The organism is Turneriella parva DSM 21527, assembly GCF_000266885.1.
In the GTDB taxonomy this organism is placed as follows: Bacteria; Spirochaetota; Leptospiria; order Turneriellales; family Turneriellaceae; genus Turneriella; species Turneriella parva.
This window is the reverse complement of sequence record NC_018020.1, coordinates 1,902,982-1,922,179: the sequence shown is the minus strand read 5'-3', so window position 1 is coordinate 1,922,179 and position 19,198 is coordinate 1,902,982. Positions and strand designations below refer to the sequence as shown.

The 19,198-nt window shown below is 54.0% G+C and carries 16 protein-coding genes; 5 read left to right on the top strand and 11 right to left on the bottom strand.

Features of this window, described 5'->3' with window-relative positions; genetic code table 11:
- Positions 1–33 precede the first annotated feature (33 nt).
- Positions 34–1,149 carry an ATP-binding protein gene (locus TURPA_RS09325; RefSeq protein WP_014803052.1) on the top strand — a complete coding sequence of 372 codons (1,116 nt, stop codon included), beginning with the start codon at positions 34–36 and terminating at the stop codon, positions 1,147–1,149.
- A 33-nt stretch (positions 1,150–1,182) separates the two neighbouring features.
- Here the strand turns inward: TURPA_RS09325 and TURPA_RS09320 are convergent, their stop codons facing one another.
- The 7 genes from TURPA_RS09320 to TURPA_RS09290 all read right to left on the bottom strand — a co-directional run bounded on the left by TURPA_RS09320 (position 1,183) and on the right by TURPA_RS09290 (position 9,757).
- Positions 1,183–2,667 (bottom strand): DUF1554 domain-containing protein, encoded by a 1,485-nt coding sequence (locus tag TURPA_RS09320; protein ID WP_014803051.1) that lies wholly within the window; start codon positions 2,665–2,667, stop codon positions 1,183–1,185.
- Complete coding sequence (locus TURPA_RS09315) at positions 2,664–3,872, bottom strand: hypothetical protein (RefSeq protein WP_014803050.1); 1,209 nt, start codon at positions 3,870–3,872, stop codon at positions 2,664–2,666. The genes TURPA_RS09320 and TURPA_RS09315 overlap by 4 nt, the downstream gene beginning before the upstream one ends.
- Positions 3,873–3,919: 47 nt before the next feature.
- Positions 3,920–4,465 (bottom strand): RBBP9/YdeN family alpha/beta hydrolase, encoded by a 546-nt coding sequence (locus TURPA_RS09310; protein ID WP_014803049.1) that lies wholly within the window; start codon positions 4,463–4,465, stop codon positions 3,920–3,922.
- Positions 4,462–5,334, bottom strand: coding sequence for an efflux RND transporter periplasmic adaptor subunit (locus tag TURPA_RS09305; RefSeq protein WP_014803048.1), 873 nt, complete (start codon positions 5,332–5,334; stop codon positions 4,462–4,464). Before TURPA_RS09305 ends, TURPA_RS09310 begins: the two co-directional genes overlap by 4 nt.
- Before the next feature lies 1 nt (position 5,335).
- Positions 5,336–7,675, bottom strand: a complete 2,340-nt coding sequence (locus TURPA_RS09300) for an ABC transporter permease (RefSeq protein WP_014803047.1) — start codon at positions 7,673–7,675, stop codon at positions 5,336–5,338.
- The gene (locus TURPA_RS09295) at positions 7,672–8,421 is read right to left on the bottom strand and encodes an ABC transporter ATP-binding protein (RefSeq protein WP_014803046.1); all 750 of its coding nucleotides are present in this window, start codon (positions 8,419–8,421) and stop codon (positions 7,672–7,674) included. The genes TURPA_RS09300 and TURPA_RS09295 overlap by 4 nt, the downstream gene beginning before the upstream one ends.
- An 82-nt stretch (positions 8,422–8,503) precedes the next feature.
- Positions 8,504–9,757, bottom strand: a complete 1,254-nt coding sequence (locus TURPA_RS09290; RefSeq protein WP_014803045.1) for a GGDEF domain-containing protein — start codon at positions 9,755–9,757, stop codon at positions 8,504–8,506.
- A gap of 97 nt (positions 9,758–9,854) precedes the next feature.
- Here TURPA_RS09290 and TURPA_RS09285 point away from each other — a divergent pair, with 97 nt between their 5' ends.
- From TURPA_RS09285 to TURPA_RS09275, 3 genes are all read left to right on the top strand, one after another.
- Positions 9,855–10,736 carry a hypothetical protein gene (locus TURPA_RS09285; RefSeq protein ID WP_014803044.1) on the top strand — a complete coding sequence of 294 codons (882 nt, stop codon included), beginning with the start codon at positions 9,855–9,857 and terminating at the stop codon, positions 10,734–10,736.
- A gap of 247 nt (positions 10,737–10,983) precedes the next feature.
- Complete coding sequence (locus TURPA_RS09280) at positions 10,984–11,241, top strand: DUF6364 family protein (protein WP_014803043.1); 258 nt, start codon at positions 10,984–10,986, stop codon at positions 11,239–11,241.
- Positions 11,241–11,657, top strand: a complete 417-nt coding sequence (locus TURPA_RS09275) for a type II toxin-antitoxin system VapC family toxin (RefSeq protein WP_014803042.1) — start codon at positions 11,241–11,243, stop codon at positions 11,655–11,657. Before TURPA_RS09280 ends, TURPA_RS09275 begins: the two co-directional genes overlap by 1 nt.
- A 115-nt stretch (positions 11,658–11,772) precedes the next feature.
- Here the strand turns inward: TURPA_RS09275 and TURPA_RS09270 are convergent, their stop codons facing one another.
- Both TURPA_RS09270 and TURPA_RS09265 read right to left on the bottom strand, forming a co-directional pair.
- Positions 11,773–12,387: a YiiX family permuted papain-like enzyme gene (locus TURPA_RS09270; protein ID WP_014803041.1), complete on the bottom strand. Its 615-nt coding sequence runs from the start codon at positions 12,385–12,387 to the stop codon at positions 11,773–11,775.
- Between the two features lie 135 nt (positions 12,388–12,522).
- On the bottom strand, positions 12,523–13,059 hold the full coding sequence (locus TURPA_RS09265) for a hypothetical protein (protein ID WP_014803040.1): 537 nt from the start codon (positions 13,057–13,059) through the stop codon (positions 12,523–12,525).
- A 201-nt stretch (positions 13,060–13,260) separates the two neighbouring features.
- Between TURPA_RS09265 and TURPA_RS09260 the strand changes: the two genes are divergently transcribed.
- Positions 13,261–15,999: a SpoIIE family protein phosphatase gene (locus tag TURPA_RS09260; RefSeq protein WP_014803039.1), complete on the top strand. Its 2,739-nt coding sequence runs from the start codon at positions 13,261–13,263 to the stop codon at positions 15,997–15,999.
- A gap of 22 nt (positions 16,000–16,021) precedes the next feature.
- On the opposite strand, the gene TURPA_RS09255 is transcribed toward TURPA_RS09260, so the two are convergent.
- Together TURPA_RS09255 and TURPA_RS09250 are read right to left on the bottom strand one after the other, a co-directional pair.
- Positions 16,022–17,035, bottom strand: coding sequence for a tetratricopeptide repeat protein (locus TURPA_RS09255; protein WP_157210453.1), 1,014 nt, complete (start codon positions 17,033–17,035; stop codon positions 16,022–16,024).
- 82 nt (positions 17,036–17,117) lie between these two features.
- The gene (locus TURPA_RS09250) at positions 17,118–19,094 is read right to left on the bottom strand and encodes an SBBP repeat-containing protein (protein ID WP_014803037.1); all 1,977 of its coding nucleotides are present in this window, start codon (positions 19,092–19,094) and stop codon (positions 17,118–17,120) included.
- Positions 19,095–19,198: the final 104 nt, after the last annotated feature.

Sequence of the window (19,198 nt, the reverse complement as noted above, 5' to 3'; positions counted from 1 at the left end):
TGTCTATTTATAACTACACTTTAAAATGGCCATATGCGCTATCTAGTTCCGCACATTCTCAGGGACGTGCAGAAGAAGATGGTATTTCTCGGAGGCCCGAGGCAGTGCGGTAAAACCACTCTGGCGCGTGAACTTCTGCCCGAAAGCAGCGGTAGGTATTTCAACTGGGACTCAGACGAAGACCGTAATGACATTCTCAAAAAGCGCTGGAGCGATGACGACCAGATGCTCGTTTTCGACGAACTGCACAAGTTTCCACGCTGGAAAAATTGGATTAAAGGCATATATGACACGTCGCTCAAAAAGCACCAGATTGTGGTGACTGGTAGCGCACGCCTCGACGTCTACAAACGGGGTGGAGACTCTCTCTTCGGCCGTTACCGTTATTGGCGGCTGCACCCGTTTTCTCTGTCAGAGTTGCCGAAGGGCATCACGCCGCGAGATGCCCTGAAACGCCTCATGACGGTTGGGGGCTTTCCCGAGCCATTTCTCGATAACGACGAGACTGAGGCGCGCCGTTGGCGCAAAGAACGCTACGACCGTATTCTCAAAGATGACGTGCGCGATCTTGAACCCCTGAAAGATATACAGACCCTCTCGTTATTCGTTGATCAGCTGCGCCGTCGTGTTTCTTCGCCGATCGTGCTGTCGAATCTTGCGAATGAATTACAGGTATCGCCGCAGACACTGAAGCACTGGCTCGAGGTGCTCGAACGCATGTATCTTGTGTTCGTGGTGAGGCCGTATACGAAAAACCTGCCTCGTGCCGTTTTAAAGCCGCCCAAAGTCTACTTTTTCGACAATGCTGATGTCATAGGCGATGAAGGCGCACGTTTCGAAAATCTGGTAGCAACACACCTTTTGAAGCGCATTCAGTTTAAAGAAGATTCTACGGGGTTTCGCTACGAACTCTGTTATGTAAAAGACAAAGAAGGCCGCGAGGTAGACTTCTGCGTCGTCAAAGACGGCGAAGTCGATGAACTCGTCGAAGCCAAGCTTGGCGACACAAAAGTTTCATTGCCGCTCGAGTATTATGCACAAAGATTAAAGCCGGCGCGGGCATCGCAGATAGTAAATGATCTGAAGAAGCCTTACAGCAAGGGAAAGATTGTAGTTGAGGGAGCAATGCATGCTTTGCTGAGTTTGTAATAAGCTGCTAAACGACCCGTAGAGAATGTTGTACTATTGCTGAATGCACCACAGGCGGCGCAGAGCATCGCAGTAGCGAACGGCACCGCTGGAATTTAGGCTGCCAACTACTGTAGTGTTCTGAATCAGCGTGCGCAGGCTTTGGGCACTTGTGCCGTTCGTGAAGCTCGAGCAGTTGCCGGTAAACAAAGGGCACGACACGCCGCAACCTGTAATATACGGATTCCATGAACCACCGCCGAGCGTGCCAAACCATGATTCATTGGCTGTGCCATCGACTGAATTGGCCATCGTCGAAAAATTTCGGGAAGCATCGGTCGTCATGATGGGTGTCGTGCCATTCGCCCTATAATATGTGGTATTGACCGCGAGCGGCCAATCGACGACGCCCAGCGCATTGGCCGACGAAGAATACTGCCTCACACCGCTATCCACCACAAAAGCCTTAAAGACGCGCCTGCTGCCGAGCGGTAGTGCTGCGTCAGGGTGCCCTGGATCTGCCATGCACCTTGCGTCGGCACCTGAAACACCACCGAGATTTCCGTTCGAGGTGTTGGTTGTCACGAAAGTCAACCGGCTCTGCCGTTGCACGCTCGTGATTCCGGTGAACGCGGGTAGTGTTGTGCCAGTGTATTTGGCATCGGCACTCGTAGAACTCAGGTTGATCGAATACGTTGGCGCAGGTGTTTCGTTCAAGACGAAGTCGTTGTTGGCCGCAATGCGCACGGTCTGCGGCGTGTTCCAGTTGGCAGTTGTGAAGGTTAAAGTGCACGAAGCAGAATTCGTAGCTCCCGCCACGTTGCAGGCTCCCGAATTTTCTTTGAGCCGGCCTTCGGTCGCGTCGCTGCTCGTAGCGGTTACCGTCACAGTTGCTGTGGGCTGCGTGTTCAGCGCTATGGTAAAGTCAAGCGTGCCATTTGTGCTCGCGTCTTCGGTCGTGGTCGCAGCACCAGCTGTGCACTTCGCGGCTGTAAATGTGGCGTCAGAAGCTGTGTTAATGCAGGTCATGGTGCCACCGGCAGTGTCGTTGTCTTGCACTGTGATATTGATATCGCTCGGGTCAATGCCGCTGTAGTTGGCGTCGTTCGAAGTTGTCAGACCTACCTGAATAGCTGTGACTCTGTCGTCTTCATCGATCAGATCATCAAGCCCCGCGACACCGATCGTCTGCGCCGTCGAATAGTTCAAGGGAGTGAACGTCACAATACATGAATTGTTGTTATCTGTTGTGGTCGAATTATCGCAGTTGATACCATCTGCCGAACGCAGCACAACCTCGGTTGCATCGGCGCTCGTGAGTACCATCGACACGTTTGCGGTCGGCTGGCTCGCGAGCTGAATCGTGAACGTGCTGGTGACGCCTGCCTCACCAACGATGCCCGTACCAGGCGTCACTACCACGATGCCGTTCGCAGCCGCCTTCGGCACCACATGTTCGCGAAAAGTATCTGAAACTTCAGGCGCCGCGAGGCACGAGCACAGTAATGCACACAGGCTGTACGAAAACAAGCGCTTCATAGTTCTAACCCCATCGTCATGGCCAGACCAAAAAACACCTGTGCTGAAACACGGTTCGAGAAAAAAAGCAACTCATATTCGGTGTGAAATTCAGCGGCAAGCGTCTCATTCATACGGTAGCCCCCGAACGCGCCAAAGCCAATTAACGGTGCATTGGCAGTGAAGGTGCGTTTCGTCACCTCTTGACCGTCAAGGTCGACCGGCTTTGTCAATAAATTCTCATAGCTCAGCGTAATGTTGCCTGACTGGTATCCGACGCGCAGAACCGGGGCGGCATAGTATCGCGACCAGAAAGCCCAGTGATAACCGGCACCGGCTGAGACGCTGAGTAAGCGGCTCGAAGCGCTGATATCACTCGTCGACCTTTCAACGGCGAAACTGCTGCTCGCAGCACCATAGGTGAGTTGCCCGGTAACAAAAATATCGCGGTAAAATGTCTGGCGGCGCGTATACCCAATAGAAAACTTCAGCGGATGAAAATCTTTAGGTAAAAGCTGGCTACCCGAACCAATCGCGGTATCAAGCGCAGCCGGGGTCGAGATTGCGCCGACGCTCACGCTGAGGCCCACGTGGTGCTGGTAATCGGCAAATTCGCTGGCCCGGGTTTCGCGCCATTCGGTTTCATTGGGTAAAACGACCGCAGCCTCTTTGGCAACGCGCACAGCCAGGGCGTCAATCGACTCGAAAAGCGAAGCGTCGGCGAAACTTTCGACGTCGAATTCAGTCACGAGCTTCTTTTTTGAGATATCGAATACGCGCACCGTGGTCACAATCACAGGCGCTGAAGTTTGTGGCGTATTGACGAGTTTGTCGATCGGTCTGTCGGCGGGCTTTTCGTCGCTGTAATTCTGCCGCGCCCTGGTTATCGGCTTCTGCACCACGATGTAGCTACCCGAGATGACGACATCTTGCTTGAGCCATGCGCCCAGCTGCATGCCCGCGGTATGTGTGTAGAACTCATGCTGGTGCACGAGATTTTGCGACGCGGTACCTTTCCATTTTTCTTCGGCTGGCGACTCAAAAATGAAGTTTTCTTGCAGCTTTCTTGTGACGGCGTCTGTGATGCTGCCCTCAAGGTAATCATAGAGCGCATTCTTCTCGCGGTTCTGAAAAGGCAGAATCAGCAACTTGCGCTTCGCCGCCAATAAGGGTGATAGAGATACACTGCTGAAAAGTAAAATGGATATGAGCCTTTGGGCGCGCATTCTACCGCTGGCAGCGTCAGAATTTTAGGTGTAGAATACAGCAGAATTCAGATTTTTAGTGAAAGTCTCGTCAACAGCGCCAACCCCTGCGGCCAATCGCCGAGATTTGAATCGGCGTTGATGTGTCCGCAGGGGCCGATATTTTCTAAATCCGCACCCCAGGCATCGGCAAAAAAATGCGCGCGTTCAAACGTGACAAAATTGTCGTTCGTGCTCGCGACGACCAGGCTCTTGAACGGCAGGCGCGCGAGCGGCATCGGCGCAAAGCCGCGCACGCTGTCGGGGGTGCGCTCGGGTGAATCGACATCGCTCGGCGAAACCAGCAGCGCGGCACGCACCTTGCTGCTATCGAATTTCTGAGCCCAATGCGCCACCAATGCGACGCCGAGACTATGCGCGATCAAAACAGCATCGCCACTCATCTTTTTCAGAACCTCGTCGAGCGCCGCCAGCCATTCAGCCAGCTGGGGATTTTCCCAGTCACGCTGCTCGACGCGTACGGCATTCGGCAGCGACTGCTGCCACCGACTCTGCCAGTGGGCAGGCCCAGAATTGCCGAGCCCGGGAACAATGACGTAGCTGGTCGTCTTCACTTTACCTTCACGCCCTCACGAATCTTCTCGCCAGGAAAAAGCACCACCTCGTCGCCTTGAGCGACCCCCGATTCGACGAGCGCCACGTTGCCACTCGTTTCAGCGATTTTGACCAGCGTTTTGACCGCACGCTGTTTGATCACACGATAAAGCGCCCACGCTTCGCCGTCACGAAACAGCGCACCAACCGGCAGAGTAAGACTATTCTCAACACGCTTCGCAATGAGCCTGCAGCGCACCTGAAACCCCTCACCCATTTCTTGCGGGCGCTGAAAATCGATGAGCACGCGAACACGCTGCTCTTCGACGCCGAGCGTCGACACTTTCGTAAAAGCGGCCGGCTCAATCGTGCGGATTTTTCCCGTTAACGCGCCACCGCCCCAACCGGTTATCACGACCTCGTTACCCGGCTTTAGCGCAACGACATCGCGCGTCAGAATCTCTGAGACAATTTCAAGTTTTGCTGTGTCGCCGATGTCGAGAAGTGGCGTGCCCATCTCAACCGGACCTTCGCTCTCACGATGCACCTTGAGTATCGTGCCGTTAATCGGCGATTTCACCGGGCGCATATAATCGAGCATCACATGGGTGATAACTTCGCCTTTTTTCACAAGGTCGCCAGCGTGTTTTTCGACACGCATCAGCACACCCGATGCCGGGGCAAAGACTGAGAACTTTTCTTTAACACGCGTGACGCCGTCTTCTTCGAATGACGCCTCATAGATGCCTTTTGTCACGCGGTGAATTTCTGTCGGCACGGGCGGTTTTCGGTAGAAGATGATCAAGAATACGAGCAGCAGAATGCCAATGCCCCCATAGCGCATATAACGGTTCGACCATAACGCTTTGAATTTTTCTGCGATTGCCATTTTATTCCCTCACTTTGAGAACTGATACCAGATCCATTTTTCTGATGCGAAAATAGAGTATAACGAAACTCGCCGCCGCTGTCGCGAGCGACACCAGCATTGCGGTCACATAGGTGCGGCTGCTGATAATGAGCTTAATCGTAAACTCTTCTGTGTCGACGGTGTTCATCATCAGCCAGGCAAAAGCATAGCCGAGTGCGCAGCCGGGTAGAAGCGAAGCAAGCACCGTAGTGCCGAGTTCAGAGGCGATCATTTCAAAGACTTCGGCTTTGGTAAAGCCCAGAATGCGCAGCGAACTGAGCTCAAATGTGCGTTCTGACAGCAGAATCATCGCGGTATTGTAGACGACGCCTACAGAAATAGCCGAGGCAAAGATGAGAATAATCGTGATCATCGCCAGCATGCTGCGCGACATCATATCGTAGAAGATGCGCAGCGTGCCTTCACGCGTACTGATCGAAGCGACGCGAGACGAAGTTTTGAGGTGCGCAATAATTTCGTCTTGCTTTAGCACATCGATCTTGAGCGCGGCGACGTTGATGCTGCGCTCTTCGCTGAGCAAATGGCTGAGCGCATCGATCTGCATATAGCACCCCTGCCCCAGAATCTCTTCGACGAGGCTCGCGATCGTCACACGAATTTTGCGCCGGTTGCCTTCTAAGAGTTCAAGGTCAATGCTGTCGCCGCGCCTGAGTCCCATTCTCTTCGCTATATTGGCATTGAGCAGCACCCCTGAGGTTGGCAGCTCGACTACCCTGCTGTTCTCGTCGGCAACCCGCCTGAGCGCTGAATTTGCCGGCAGACCGGTTATCGCAAGCTCTTTGGTAAACTGTCCCGATCGAAGGCGCACGGGCACCGTGCGGTACCCCTCGGCAAGTTGAACACCCGGTCTGCGCATGAGTTCGTCGAGCGCCGAAGCCGAAACCGGGCGCAGAAAAGAAACCGTCATGCTTTCGCGGTTCAAGAGCTCAAACTGCGTGCCGAGCATTGAATCCATGACGTCGGTCATGAAGAGCCCGAGCACCATGATCATCACCGCCGTTGAAAGCCCCAGAATCGTGAACACCGTTCTGAGCGGGCGGCGCAGCAGATTGCGCAGAAACATCTTGGTGATTGCGGGTATTTTCTTAAACCAGCGCTCGAAGAACGACTCGGCAAATCTTTCAGGCAATGGCGGGCGCATCGCCTGCGCTGGCTGCATTTTCATGACGCGCTTCACCGAGAACCATGTACCGACAGCGCCTGCGCTGGCGCCGATGAAGAGGCCCCAGAACGCCACGGAAAAATGGAATACATGCCTCAAATCGGGAAAACGGTAGAAATCCCCATAGAGCGCTGTCATCGATTTGCCGAGCCACCAGCCGGCACCGACACCGATGAGTGCACCGCCGCCGCTGATAATCAGCATGAGTTTCAGATAATGACCGGCAATCGTGCGGTTCGCGTAACCGAGCGCCATCAGCGATGCGATTTGCTCGCGCTGCCGCGCAATGAGGCGGGTCGCGACAATGTGCAGCAAGAAGGCAGCGACACCGAGAAACACCAACGGCAAAAAGAAAGCGTTCGTGCGTAGCTGCTTGAATTCGTCGCGCAAGAATGCATATGACGGCAGTCTGTTGCGATCGTATGCGCCGAGACCACCGTAAGGTTCAAGCACGGTATCAATCGACTTGAGCGTGTGGCGCACGTTCGCACCGGGCGCAAACGTTAATGCGAGATCGTTGAACGCGCCGCCAAAATCAAAGTGGCTCTCCATTGCTTCGCGCGTCACGTACAAGATGCCGTAGTGTTTGTCGTCGGGCATAAAGCTGCCGGGCCTGAAAATATAGACGAACTCTGGCGAAAGCGCCGTACCCGAAACGCGCAACACCTGACGGCGGCCGTTCAGCACGGCGACGACACGACTACCGGGAACGAGTTTATTGGCGAGCGCGAAAGACTCGCTCAGCATCACCTCGTTCATCGCAGCGGGCAGCTTGCCGCTTCTGACCGCCAGACGGCTGAGCTTCTCGGGCAGAGAAATAAACCGGCCAGCCGAGGGCAGTTTCTCACCCTGAAAATCGAGAGCCGCCTCTTGCACGATGCGCGACTCGACATGCGCCACACCGCTGACCGTCGCGATTCGGCGTACGGTGCCCGCGGGCGCTTTTTTGAGTGAAACAAAACCTTCGGCAAAACCCGTCGTGCCGTAAAAATGGTCGCGCGCACGCGACATCGAATCGTAAGCCGATTTCGAGCCGACGAACATCGCGATGCCGGCGGCAACCACGATCGCAATTGTGATCGTCTGGCTTTTCATGCCAGATATCTCGCGCACGACCTTGCGGTTGAGGGTTTTCACCAGCTGAGCTCTGCGACCTTTTTGCGGCGTTTATTGCGCCGGTCAGAGACAAGCCGGCCGTCGCGCAGTTCAATAACCCGGTCGGCCATGTCGGCAATCGCCGCGTTGTGCGTGATGATGACAGTTGTAGTGCCGAGGGATTCGTTTACCGTGTCAATGGCCTCGAGCACCACGCGCCCGGTTTTGAAATCGAGCGCACCTGTCGGTTCGTCGCAGAGCAGCACGTCGGGTTTTTTCGCGATCGCACGCGCAATCGCGACGCGCTGCTGCTCGCCCCCAGACAGCTGCGCGGGAAAATGCCCCAATCTGTCGGCGAGATTCACCAGGCGCATCGCTTCTGCGGGCGGCATGGGGTCGCTCACGATGTCGGTCACGAGCGCGATGTTCTCTTCAGCGGTAAGGCTTGGTATCAGATTATAGAACTGAAAGACAAAGCCGATATGGTGGCGGCGAAACTCTGTCAGCTCATCTTCGCTCATTTGCGAAATGTCTTTGTCTCTGAAGAGCACGCGGCCCGACGTCGGCGTGTCGAGCCCACCCAGAATATTCAGCAGCGTTGATTTACCCGAGCCCGAGGCCCCGAGCAGAACCACAAATTCACCCGCGTAAAGATTTAGGTCGACAGATTCGAGCGCAGGCACTTTAACCTCACCCATATCATAAACCTTTGAGATGCCCTGCACGCTGAAGATTTCAGCCTTTGCGGCTGCGCGGGGCGTTTTTTTGAGTTGGGCAAGGCGGGCCATGAGTCAGCTACACAGCTGACGCCATATGCGGCGACACCGCGTCACGCAAATCAATCCGCCATTTTAAGGTTGGCGTCAGAAATTATTTGCGCCTGACCGGTTTCGCCTTTCGTTTCGCACCCGTCGCATTGCCACGACCGGCAGCCCTGCGACCTTTCGTTTTTTCGATGCTCGCCACGACACGGTTGCGCCCGCCAAATTTGGCCTCGTAGAGCGCCTTGTCTGCGGCTTTTAGCAAGTCGTTGATCGTCTCAATGCCTTCGCCGGGAAAACAAGCCACGCCAAAACTCGCCGTGACGCGCACCCGTTTGCGGCCGACGACGATTTCGTGCTCTGCAATCTTCTGCCTCAATCTTTCGGCGACGAGCGTCGCCACCTCGAGCGTCGTCTCGGGCAACAGCACGGCAAACTCTTCGCCGCCATAGCGCCCCACCTCGTCGTAAGGCCGCGCGCTGTCGAGCAAGAGCCCGGCAGTCTGCACCAGCACAGCGTCACCCGCCGGGTGGCCGAGCGTGTCATTGATGCGCTTGAAGTGATCGATGTCGATCATGATGCATGAAATGCCCTTGAGCGATGCGCGGCGCGCGCGCTCAAACTCACTCTCGCTGCGCTCGATAAACGACCGCCGGTTGGTGAGCCGCGTGAGCCCGTCGATCGTCGACATCTCGCGAAACAGATTCTCGCGCTCAACCCAGCGCTTCGTGGCGATCATGCCGACGTAGGTAATCATCAGCAACGCCGCAATCTGCATCATCTGAATTGCAAACCAACCCGAAACCGGCGAGCCGTCGGCATTATAGGGTGGCCGGGCAAAGACAGGCGCATAACGAAAATGCCCGCTGCTTTCAATAATACCCAGCACGACAAAACCGATGACGACGATCACGAATGCCCGCATAACCTTGCGTATGTCGGCGAGCGCCGAAGTCAGGTACGCGCCGATCATCAGCAGCAGCATACCACCGGTGAGGTGCGTACCCGAAAGCCACGACTGCACGAACACGACGGCCACGTAACTATAGATAATAAAATCTTCGAAGCGGGCCCACGTCGCATGGTGCCGACGCCGCCGAAAAGCCGCGGCAACAAAGACGAGCATCGCACCAAGATACGCTGCATGAAACAGCAAAAGTGTTTTCGCGACGCCGGCGCTCAGCCACTCTGGCGACCAGTTAAGCCCACAGATGATGGAGATACCAAAAAAGAGCGGTACGAGCATCACCATGCCCGAGAGCAGAATCAAACGATCGATCTGCGCCCAATCGAGCGGGTTCGAAATCCAGCGGTGGGCCAGCAACTGCTCGTGCTGGCGCTGCAACTTCTCTTGTCGATGCATCGCAGGCCATTTCGCCAGAGGGCAGACAGAAACGCCAGTGTTTTGATTGATCGACTGTAGTGCAGCGCGTCGTGGTTTGTAGGATTTAGGAGATTAAATGGCCCTAAATCGACCGGTGAGGCTTTGCCGCATTCGCCCAAACCTTTTTGATCAGAGCGAGACTGTAACTGAAGTCTCACGACGGGGCGTGAGAGGTAGAAATGGAAGACAGGCAAGGCTGAAGGGCGAGTCTTGGGTCGTGGAATGGTTTTTGGGCGGCATTCGGGAGAATATGTCAAAGGCACAAATCAGAAAACGGCTGTTAAATATCTGGCATGATCCAGTTTTGAGCAAAGTAGTTGCTGCCGGCATAATAGGGTTACTCACCATAGTTGGGACTTTGGCTTACGGCTACTTTTCGCGGCTGAGCCTAATTCCAGCTTTTCTCTCCTTGTTAAATCTACAGGTACCAATCTGGCTGATTGGGATCAGCCTGATTTCTATAGTCTTATTGCGATATCTTTTCAGGTTTCTCTTAAAAACTAAGTCCGCGAGAAAGACAGTCGAATACTCTCCCGAATTTATACCTTTGGACACAGTCGTTTTTAATCAGATCAGGGAAAAACTTCTCCCTGCAAGCGGTACAATACAATTCATCCGAAATTTCAATTTCGCTGGTTTTAGCTTTGAATCTGAACGGCTCGATGATTTAGGTAATTTTGAATATGAATGCCAAAATCCAAATTTTGGATTTATGCACCCAAAGCTGGAAGAATTCCGTCAGACTATCAAAGTATTAATAAGAGAATTCGAGCATCTAATAGCGCTAAAGACTTTTCCCACAGAAAGTGGTCGTCAGACAATACCGAAAGAGTGGGAAATCGAAAATCCCAAGGAATTTTGGGCAGTGGTCAAGCGAATACACGAATTATCAGCGGCCATTTGCCTTAATTACGACGAGCTGGTTAATTCTGGCAGGCGCATCTTGAAGGTGATTTGAATAAAAGACTTAGGGGCAAAAATATTACCGTTATCGAACGTCGCCAACAAATTTTTCGCGCGTCGCCGCGAGCCGCTTCGACCACGTATTTGACTCGATTCGGCATTACAGATTGAACAATTGACACAAGCGTCAAAACACACCAGACGAACTCCACGTCAGCTGCTATAACCCAGAACTTTGGGTTTGCAGAACATCAAAATGGAAAAATATTGACTTTGTACGTATCCCTTAGTAATCTATACGTATGAGCGCCGCAAAACTTACATTAAAACTTGAAAAATCAGCAATTCGCAAAGCAAAAACCTATGCCAAGGCCAACAGAACTAGCTTATCAAGAATAGTTGAAGCGTATTTTAACGAGATTTCGACAACATCCAACGGGTCAGCCAATCCCAAGATTTCACCGCTGGTGCGCTCTTTATCTGGCGTCATCAAGAACAAAGATATTGATTACAAAAAAGAGCTGACGAAAATCCTGAGTGAAAAGCATGGCGTCCACTGATGAAAGTTTTTTTTGATTCCGACGTTCTGCTCGATGTTTTAGCCGAACGTATAAATCACTATGAAAAATCAGCCGAAGCTTTGAGTCTTTCAGAATTCAAAAAAGTACGAGGCTATACCTCTTCACTGATTTTATGTAACCTGCATTATATGCTTCGAAAGCTTACGGACGAAAAAACAGCGCGCGCGAAGATAGAAACCATATTGGCCCTATTAGAGATTATTGACTTAAAGAAAGATGATATTTTAAACGCCCTAACTTTGCAAATGCCTGATTTTGAGGATGCGGTTCAAGTTAGTATTGCCACGAGAACAAATATGGCATGGATTCTGACTCGAAATATCAGAGACTACAAAAAATCAGCAGTAAAGCCCATTTCACCGCAAGATTTTATCGAACTTGGCTACGGCAGCTAAAAAGACTTACCTGCTGCGCTAAGAAGTCGGAGACCTGCGGATTCGCGTCGCGAATCCTTGCTCGCTCGGCGGGCTGTGGCTCCCCAGAAGCCAGGCGAGAGCCGCGGGTCGGGTCTTACTCATTCACAAAAATATTCTCGAGCAACCCCGACTCATAGAGCTGGCTCGGCGCAACGACCGGTTCGTCGAGGGGCACTCGACTGCCGTAGCGCTCTTTGAGCTTCGCCTTCACCGCCGGGTGAGAGAGATCGAACTCCCGTAATTTTTTGGTCGCGGCAAGTTCGATGCCTGCACCCTGCTGGTAGATTTTCCACACGAGTTCAGAGCAATAGATGCGGTCATCTGACCAGCCGAAAGCCCAGTCATAATTTTTGCCGATGTAATTTCGTCCGACCGACTGCATCTTTTTGAGAATGGCCGGTGTGAGAACTGCATCCGCATTTTTCAGGCGCTTCACCGCGTAGTGCCCGCCGACGCTGCGCGCGAGAAACTTTTTGAGCGGCGTCACGCGCACCGGCTGCACTGCTTCGAGCACCATCGCGCGACCTTTTTCGAAATAGACGATGCCGACATGAGAGTAACGCGAGTGCGTCGCCAGTTGAATCGCCTTGCTTTGTGAGGATGCAGTCGTTTGAAAAATGACGTCGCCGTTCTTCACCTGCAGCTGAGGTTCTGCTGCGGTGAGCGCCGAGATGAAGATGGCAGGCGCAATGAGTTTTGAGACTCGCATAACTTTAGAAATTCTTACCGGGTTCAGGGGTCAATCTTTCTGAGGCTGGGGTGTCCCCCTCCCAGCCTCCCCCGCAAGCGGGGGAGGTGCCGAAGGCGGAGGGGGACATTTCTTCGGCCGTGAAGGCGGCACCTGTCACTTCAATGCGCGGCGCAACACCACGGCAAATACAAACAATCCCGCCATGTTCGCCAGCGAATAAACCCAGAAATTCGGAAACAGGCCCTTCACCGGCACGTAGACATCGAACGCTACATTGATGTTGTCTGCAGGCGAAGTGAGAAATCGCGCGGCAAGCTGCAGGGCAATATAGTAGCCAATGGTAAGAATGGGCACATGCCTGCCGACACCGAGGTTGCGGCAGAGGTAGAGCCCGAGAGCGGGGCTCACGACGTGCGTCAGAATCGAGAACGCATGAAATCCCCCTTGAACGGCGACATCAAAGAGCCAAATCGGTAGGCCGATGAGAAGCAGCGCGGTGGTAATAAAAATCGCGTCGCTACGGAGCGCAAAGATCGCGAGACCGAGAACCAGGTTTGAGATATTGCAGAACCAAACGAGCTGCGCCGCCTGCCCGGCGGGCGCGTATTGCCACACCTTGAGCGTGAAGAACAAGATGGGCAAGAGGCCCGTGAGGCGCCACAGATTGCCGACAGGGTGCGTACCTCGCAAGATCTACTCTGCTTTGCTTTTTCGCTCAGGCGAATAGCCCGGCTGTTGCATATCAACAAACGCGGCCGAAGGTTTTTGCGGTATTTGTTGCATGGGAAATAACAGATTTGAATTGGGGCAGGTCAAGGTAATTTAGTGCGCGCAATATAGCCATCAGGGTAATATTGCTTGCAGCCCTTATTTACACGCGCACTTGTGGCAATGCGCCTTCGCTATAAAATTTCTCTGCTGCTTGCCGCGATTATTCTCGCAGGCGTCTTGCCTGTCTCTGTCTACATCGTCGACACGCAAGAGAAAGAACGCCTTGCGGCTGCAACGAGCCGCGGCGACGTGCAGGCGAAACTTTTCGCGCGCAGCGTTTTTAATATTCTGCTGATGAATGCGGGCGAAGTCAAGTCGGCACGCATCGACGCGCGCGAGCTCAGCGCGATCTACAAAGGTCTTGAAAAAGAAGGATTGCTCACTGCCATAGCATATTTAACTTCAGCGCAACCTGCACGCGACAAAATCATCATCGCGGGCTTTGACCGACAGGGCAGTCCGCTGCCTGAGGTGTTCGGAAACAGCTCCGCTGCGTGGGCCTCTTCGCCTTTCGGGCTCGTCGACTGCGGCGCAAATGATGAAAAGTGCCTGCGCTTCATTGCATCGGTCGGCCCGACAGGCAAACCTGCAGCGCTGACCGTCGAATTGGTCTACAGCCTCGCCGAGGTGACTGCGCCCATCTACCGTTTGCGGGCAATCTTGTATTCGACGATTGCAGGTGTCATTGCACTGCTCTTGCTCGCGGGCTTCTTTATAGCGCGACGCGTGACGCAGCCCGTGCACGATCTGATGCAGGGCGTTGAGAATCTCGAAAAAAATGCGACTGTCAGCGAGATCAGCACGAGCTCGGGCGACGAGCTCGGCCAGTTGGCACGCGCCTTCAACCGCATGGCGAAAACGATCGACCAGTCGATGACCGAACTAAAGGTCAAGAACGCAGAACTCAAAGAGCTCGACAGGCTTAAAGACGACTTTCTGGCGGTGACTTCGCACGAACTCAAAACCCCTTTAAATGGTATTATTGGTCTTTCGGGCACTCTGCTCGACGGCGCGACCGGCGAACTGTCAGCCCCGCTGCGCAGCAACATTCAGGTGATACGGTCGAGCGGCATTCGGCTCGCCGCACTCGTCGATAAAATTCTGCAGGTGGCAGAACTTCGCAATACCAAGGTGTCGATTACACCGATGCCGGTCGATCTGCGGCAGCTGCTCGACGAAGTTAAAACGCTGATGCAGCCTGGTGCAGAGGCCAAACACCTGGCGTTCAGACTTGAAGCGCCTGACGACCTGCCGATGGTCATGGCAGACCGCGACCGGCTGGCGCAGATATTGTATAACCTCGCCGGCAACGCGGTCAAATTCACAGAGAAAGGCGAGGTAACACTCGGTGCGAGCCACCAGAACGGCGTCATCAGAATCGCTGTGAAAGATACCGGTATTGGCATCGCCGCCGCAGACCAGTCCCGTATCTTCAACTCATTCGAACAACTCGAGTCATCGGATACGCGGCGTTATGGCGGCATTGGTCTCGGGCTTTCGGTCAGCAAACAGCTCGCCGAATTGCACGGCACACACATTCATGTGAACTCGACCCCCGGTAAGGGCAGCGAATTCTGGTTTGAACTGAACTCGGTCGCCGCTGCACCTGCGGCCCGGCTGCCCGAAACAACCCCGTTACCGCTCGAGCGGCTTTCAGAATCGATTGCCAATGAAATGCGGGCGCGTGTGACAGAAAATCCGAAAGAAACAGCTGGCACGCCCACGAAGCGTGGTTACAACATTCTGCTCGTCGACGACGAACCCGTCAACCTGCAGGTGCTCGTCAACCAGCTGTCGCTCGTCGGCTACAAAGTGACCGTGGCCGAGAGCGGCAAAGAGGCAATCAACTATATGGAACACGAACCTGTGCCCGACGCCATTCTGCTCGATGTGATGATGCCCGGCATGTCGGGTTACGACGTCAGTCGCATCTTGCGCAATAAATACACTTCGTATGAAGTGCCGATTCTGATGCTCACGGCCAAGAACCGTAGCGAAGATGTGATTCGGGGCTTCGAGGCGGGCGCGAACGACTATATCAGCAAACCGATCGAATCTGAAGTTTTGCTCGCAAGGGTCAAGACGGCGATCTCTCTCAAAGAATCGGTACGTGAAAAAGACATGCTCGAAAATCTGCAGCGGGAGCTTTCGGTTGCGCAAAAGATTCAGCAGGCTCTGCTGCCGGTAAAATACCCGCAGATGCCGGGGCTTCGCATCGCTGCGCGCTATTACCCCATGGCCGAAATCGGCGGTGACTTCTACGATTTTGTCGAACACGAAGAAGGCCTGGGCGTGCTGATCGCCGATGTATCGGGGCATGGAATACCCGCGGCGCTCATTGCGAGCATGGTCAAGATGGCATTCTCACTCAACCGCCATCTGGCTCCCCGACCAGGTAAAATGCTAACGGCGCTCAACCAGATTCTTTGCGATAAGGTCGACAACCACTTTGTGACGGCGAGTTACTATTTCATCGATTTCAAAGGGCGCAAGGTTCTGCACGCCAGCGCAGGTCACCCCCCGCTGTATTTCGTGTCGCGCCCCTCAGGCACGATTCAAGAACGCAAAACGCGGGGCAGCTTTCTGGGCGTATTTCCCGAGATTCAGCATGAAGAAGGCGAAGACAGCCTCGAATCGGGAATTCGCCTGCTGCAGGTCACCGACGGCGTTGTCGAGAACCGGTCGCGCGCGGGTCATGAGTTTGGCTATAACCGGCTGCGGGATATCATTCTCAAAACAACGCAGCTCGACAGCGAAGAAATGGCAGACAGCCTTATGAAAGAGCTGCGCGAACACAACCCCGAGTACTTTGACGACGATGTCACTTTCGTGCTGATTGATTACACTGCCGAAAGTTAGCAGGTTTCTTTTCAGAAAACTGCTAGCGCAGTTTTTCAACTGCACGCTGGCGGTTGCGCGCCCGTGGCAGGTAGAGTTTGGCTGTCTCGTTCTCGGGGTCGATCGCTAAGACCTTTTCGAGCATCAAGATCGCATTGGCATATTGCGCCGCATCGTAGGCTTGAACCGCAGATTGCGAGAGCGCCGGCACCGTTGGCTTCAGCTGTTGCCGGTATTCGGCGAGCTCGGTGCGCGCTTCTTCTAAGGCCGCAGCTGCTTTTTCGTAACTGCGAATCGCAGAGAGCCCTTTGCCTTCCTCACGATAGGCGCGCGCTTCACGCAAGAGCGGCATCGCCCTCGCAGCATCGACCTGCCGGCGCGCTTCTTTGTCACCGGGTTTCAGCGCCAGAATCTCGCGAAACTTCTGTTCGGCCTCGTCGAACTTCTCTTCGGCCAAGAGGGCCTTACCCTGACGTTCGAGTGCATCGACTTCACCCTGAATCTTCTGTTGCCGGCTTTGCTCCGCAAGCGCGCGGCTGACGGCTTCTTCATTGCGCCTCCAGGTGGGATAACTCACCGTAATGCCGGCACTGAACGTGGTTGCGACAAAACTCTCTTGCGAAAGCTGTGTATAAGATGACTGCACCGCAATGTCGAGAAATGCAAAATACGTCACTGGAATAAAAACCCCGGCGCGCGCCGCGGGCCGAAGGCGATAGGTCGATGATTCTTGCGCGCTCGCCGTGGCGATCACGGTGAAATAACCAAATTCAGGCCCCACCGCCAGAAAAGGGAAAATCCCCCTGAATAAGGGCAAGTAGGCGCCGATGGGCATGAAGAAACTATAACTATTGAGTCTCGAAGCCTCTGAAGTCTTGAGCGTGAACGAACCGTAGCGCGCTTCGGGCATGAGAAAGAGATTGGCGAGACCGACTGGCATGAAAGCCCTGAGCGCAAATTCGGGCGCGGGCTTGTAAAAATCGCCGAAAACACCGTGCAGCAGCGTTTGGCCCGCCGACACGCCCGGTGTCGGCTCAAACCGCGGTATTTCTGGCATATTCGCCGCAATACTCGCGGGCATTATCATGCAGAAGAGCACAGCGATGGCTGATGCGCGAATTTTTGTCGCTGGTAACAAGTTACTGCAGGTTTCCCGAGATATCGAATTTCATCAGAAAGAAATCAAACTTTGAAGCCGAGAGCAGCGTATTGCCGTCAAGATTCGAGGTGGTGCGACCTGTCACAAATATCTCGCTGCGAGAATTAATCTTCAGCGCGAATACATCGTCGTTGGCTGAACCGCCGTATTGTTTTTGCCAGATAAGATTGCCGTTCAGATCGATGCGCGCGAGAACGATGTCAGAGGTCGAATGCGTCACATCGCTGTTGGTGCCGACAAAATCGCCAGATGTGCTGCCGGCAATATAGAGGTTACCGCTGGTATCCCTCGTGATCGCTTCGCAGCTGTCAGAAAAGGCCGTACCAAACTGGCGGCTGAAAAGTTTTGTGCCATCACTCTGGTACTTCGTCAGAATCATGTCGTTATTGCCAAAGGTCGCATTGCCATCGAATGCCTGCGTCGCATAACCGCAGAGCCAAAGATTGCCGCTGTTGTCGAACACCATCTCGCGCACGTTTTCAAGACCTGAATTATTGATCTGGCGCCGCCAGAGTTCGTTGCCACTGCTGTCGAACTTTATCAGAAACATATCTGAGTTGCCATCAATATTCGTGCCAACGAATGCCCCCTGCGAATTGCCGCCAATATAAAGATTACCCGAACTGTCGACCAGCGCGGTGGTCACGCTGTCGCTTGCAGTGGTGCCGATGAGTTTTGTGAATAGTTTCGTGCCGGTTGAGTCAAACTTTTGTATGAGAATATCGTCGCTGCCGGTAAAAGCCTGCCCGTCAATTGACGAACCCGCCCGTGCCATGCCGATCAGATAGATGTTGCCCGATGCATCGCTCACGAGCACTTCACCCGAATCGGTACTCGTTGAACCGACGAGGTGCGTCGACAATTTCGTACCGTCGCTCGCGTATTTCATCAGAAACGCATCGTTACTGCCGAACTTGGTGATACCGTCGAATGTGATCGTCGTCGAACCGAACGACAGGCCTGCGGTAAAAATGTTACCCGACGTATCGACCAGCACTGCCTGAAAACTATCGTTTCCTGAGCTCAGCGTGCTCGAACTGCTGATCATGCGCGTGAACGTGCGCTGCCCATACGAATCATATTTTACGAGAAATGCATCGCGCGCACCGGTTTGGTATGGCTCGCCGTTGAGGCTGCCCTCGGCCGTGCCCACAACATAGATATTATCGCTGCTATCGAGCGCGAGGGCTGTCGCCATGTCTGAGCCGAGCGTGCCCGCCTGAATTGTGAAGCGCGTGGCAAAACGCCGCGTTGCGGCCGTGACAGCATTGCCGGCTCGGTCGGTAATGCCAGCGAGAATCTGCACTTCAATATTCTTCGTATAGCCGAAAGCAACTGTCGGCTGAAACGTGAGTGTTTCACCGCTGGCGTTCAGCGTCGCCACGCCCGCAACGTTGCCCTGATTATTGCTGACGGCAATGCCCGTCGCCGTGTCGCCCGGCAGAACTACCGGTTCAGAAAAAACAATCGTGATATTCGTATCGGTATCGGCGCGCACCGCATTGTCAGCAGGGGTTGACGAAACAATCGTCGGTGCTGTATCATCGCGGTTCAACACCACCGTATACGAATCTGAAAGCAGACCGCGCACGGGTTCCCAATAACAGATCTTGAGGCTATTGGCGCCAGACGAAAGCGATGATGCGGATATAGAAACGCTCACAGCGCCGGCCTCGCTGTTTGATTTGGCAACGAGCTCAGAACCCGATTCACACGCACCGGCGACGATCGAATACTTTCCCTTTTCGCTCAGATCGAACGCAATCGTCGCCGTATTTTTTGTCGATGCAGTGCTGGTAAAGGCGTTGGTTATCTGAACGTTGCTTATCACCGCACCCTGGCGCGCGGCGATACTTTCGCGCACCGTTGTATCGAGCAGGTTATCTGCAGAGCAGCCGAGAAAGGCAAGCGCGACCGAACAAATGGCTACAGAACTAAAATTTCGCTGAAACCACACGGTGGTCAGGCAATTGCTATAAGCGGGGCTCTGTCAAACGAAATTCATTGTGGCCGGCGTGGCTGGGCGGCCCGAAAATAATTGGCTGAATCAGCTGCGAAAAT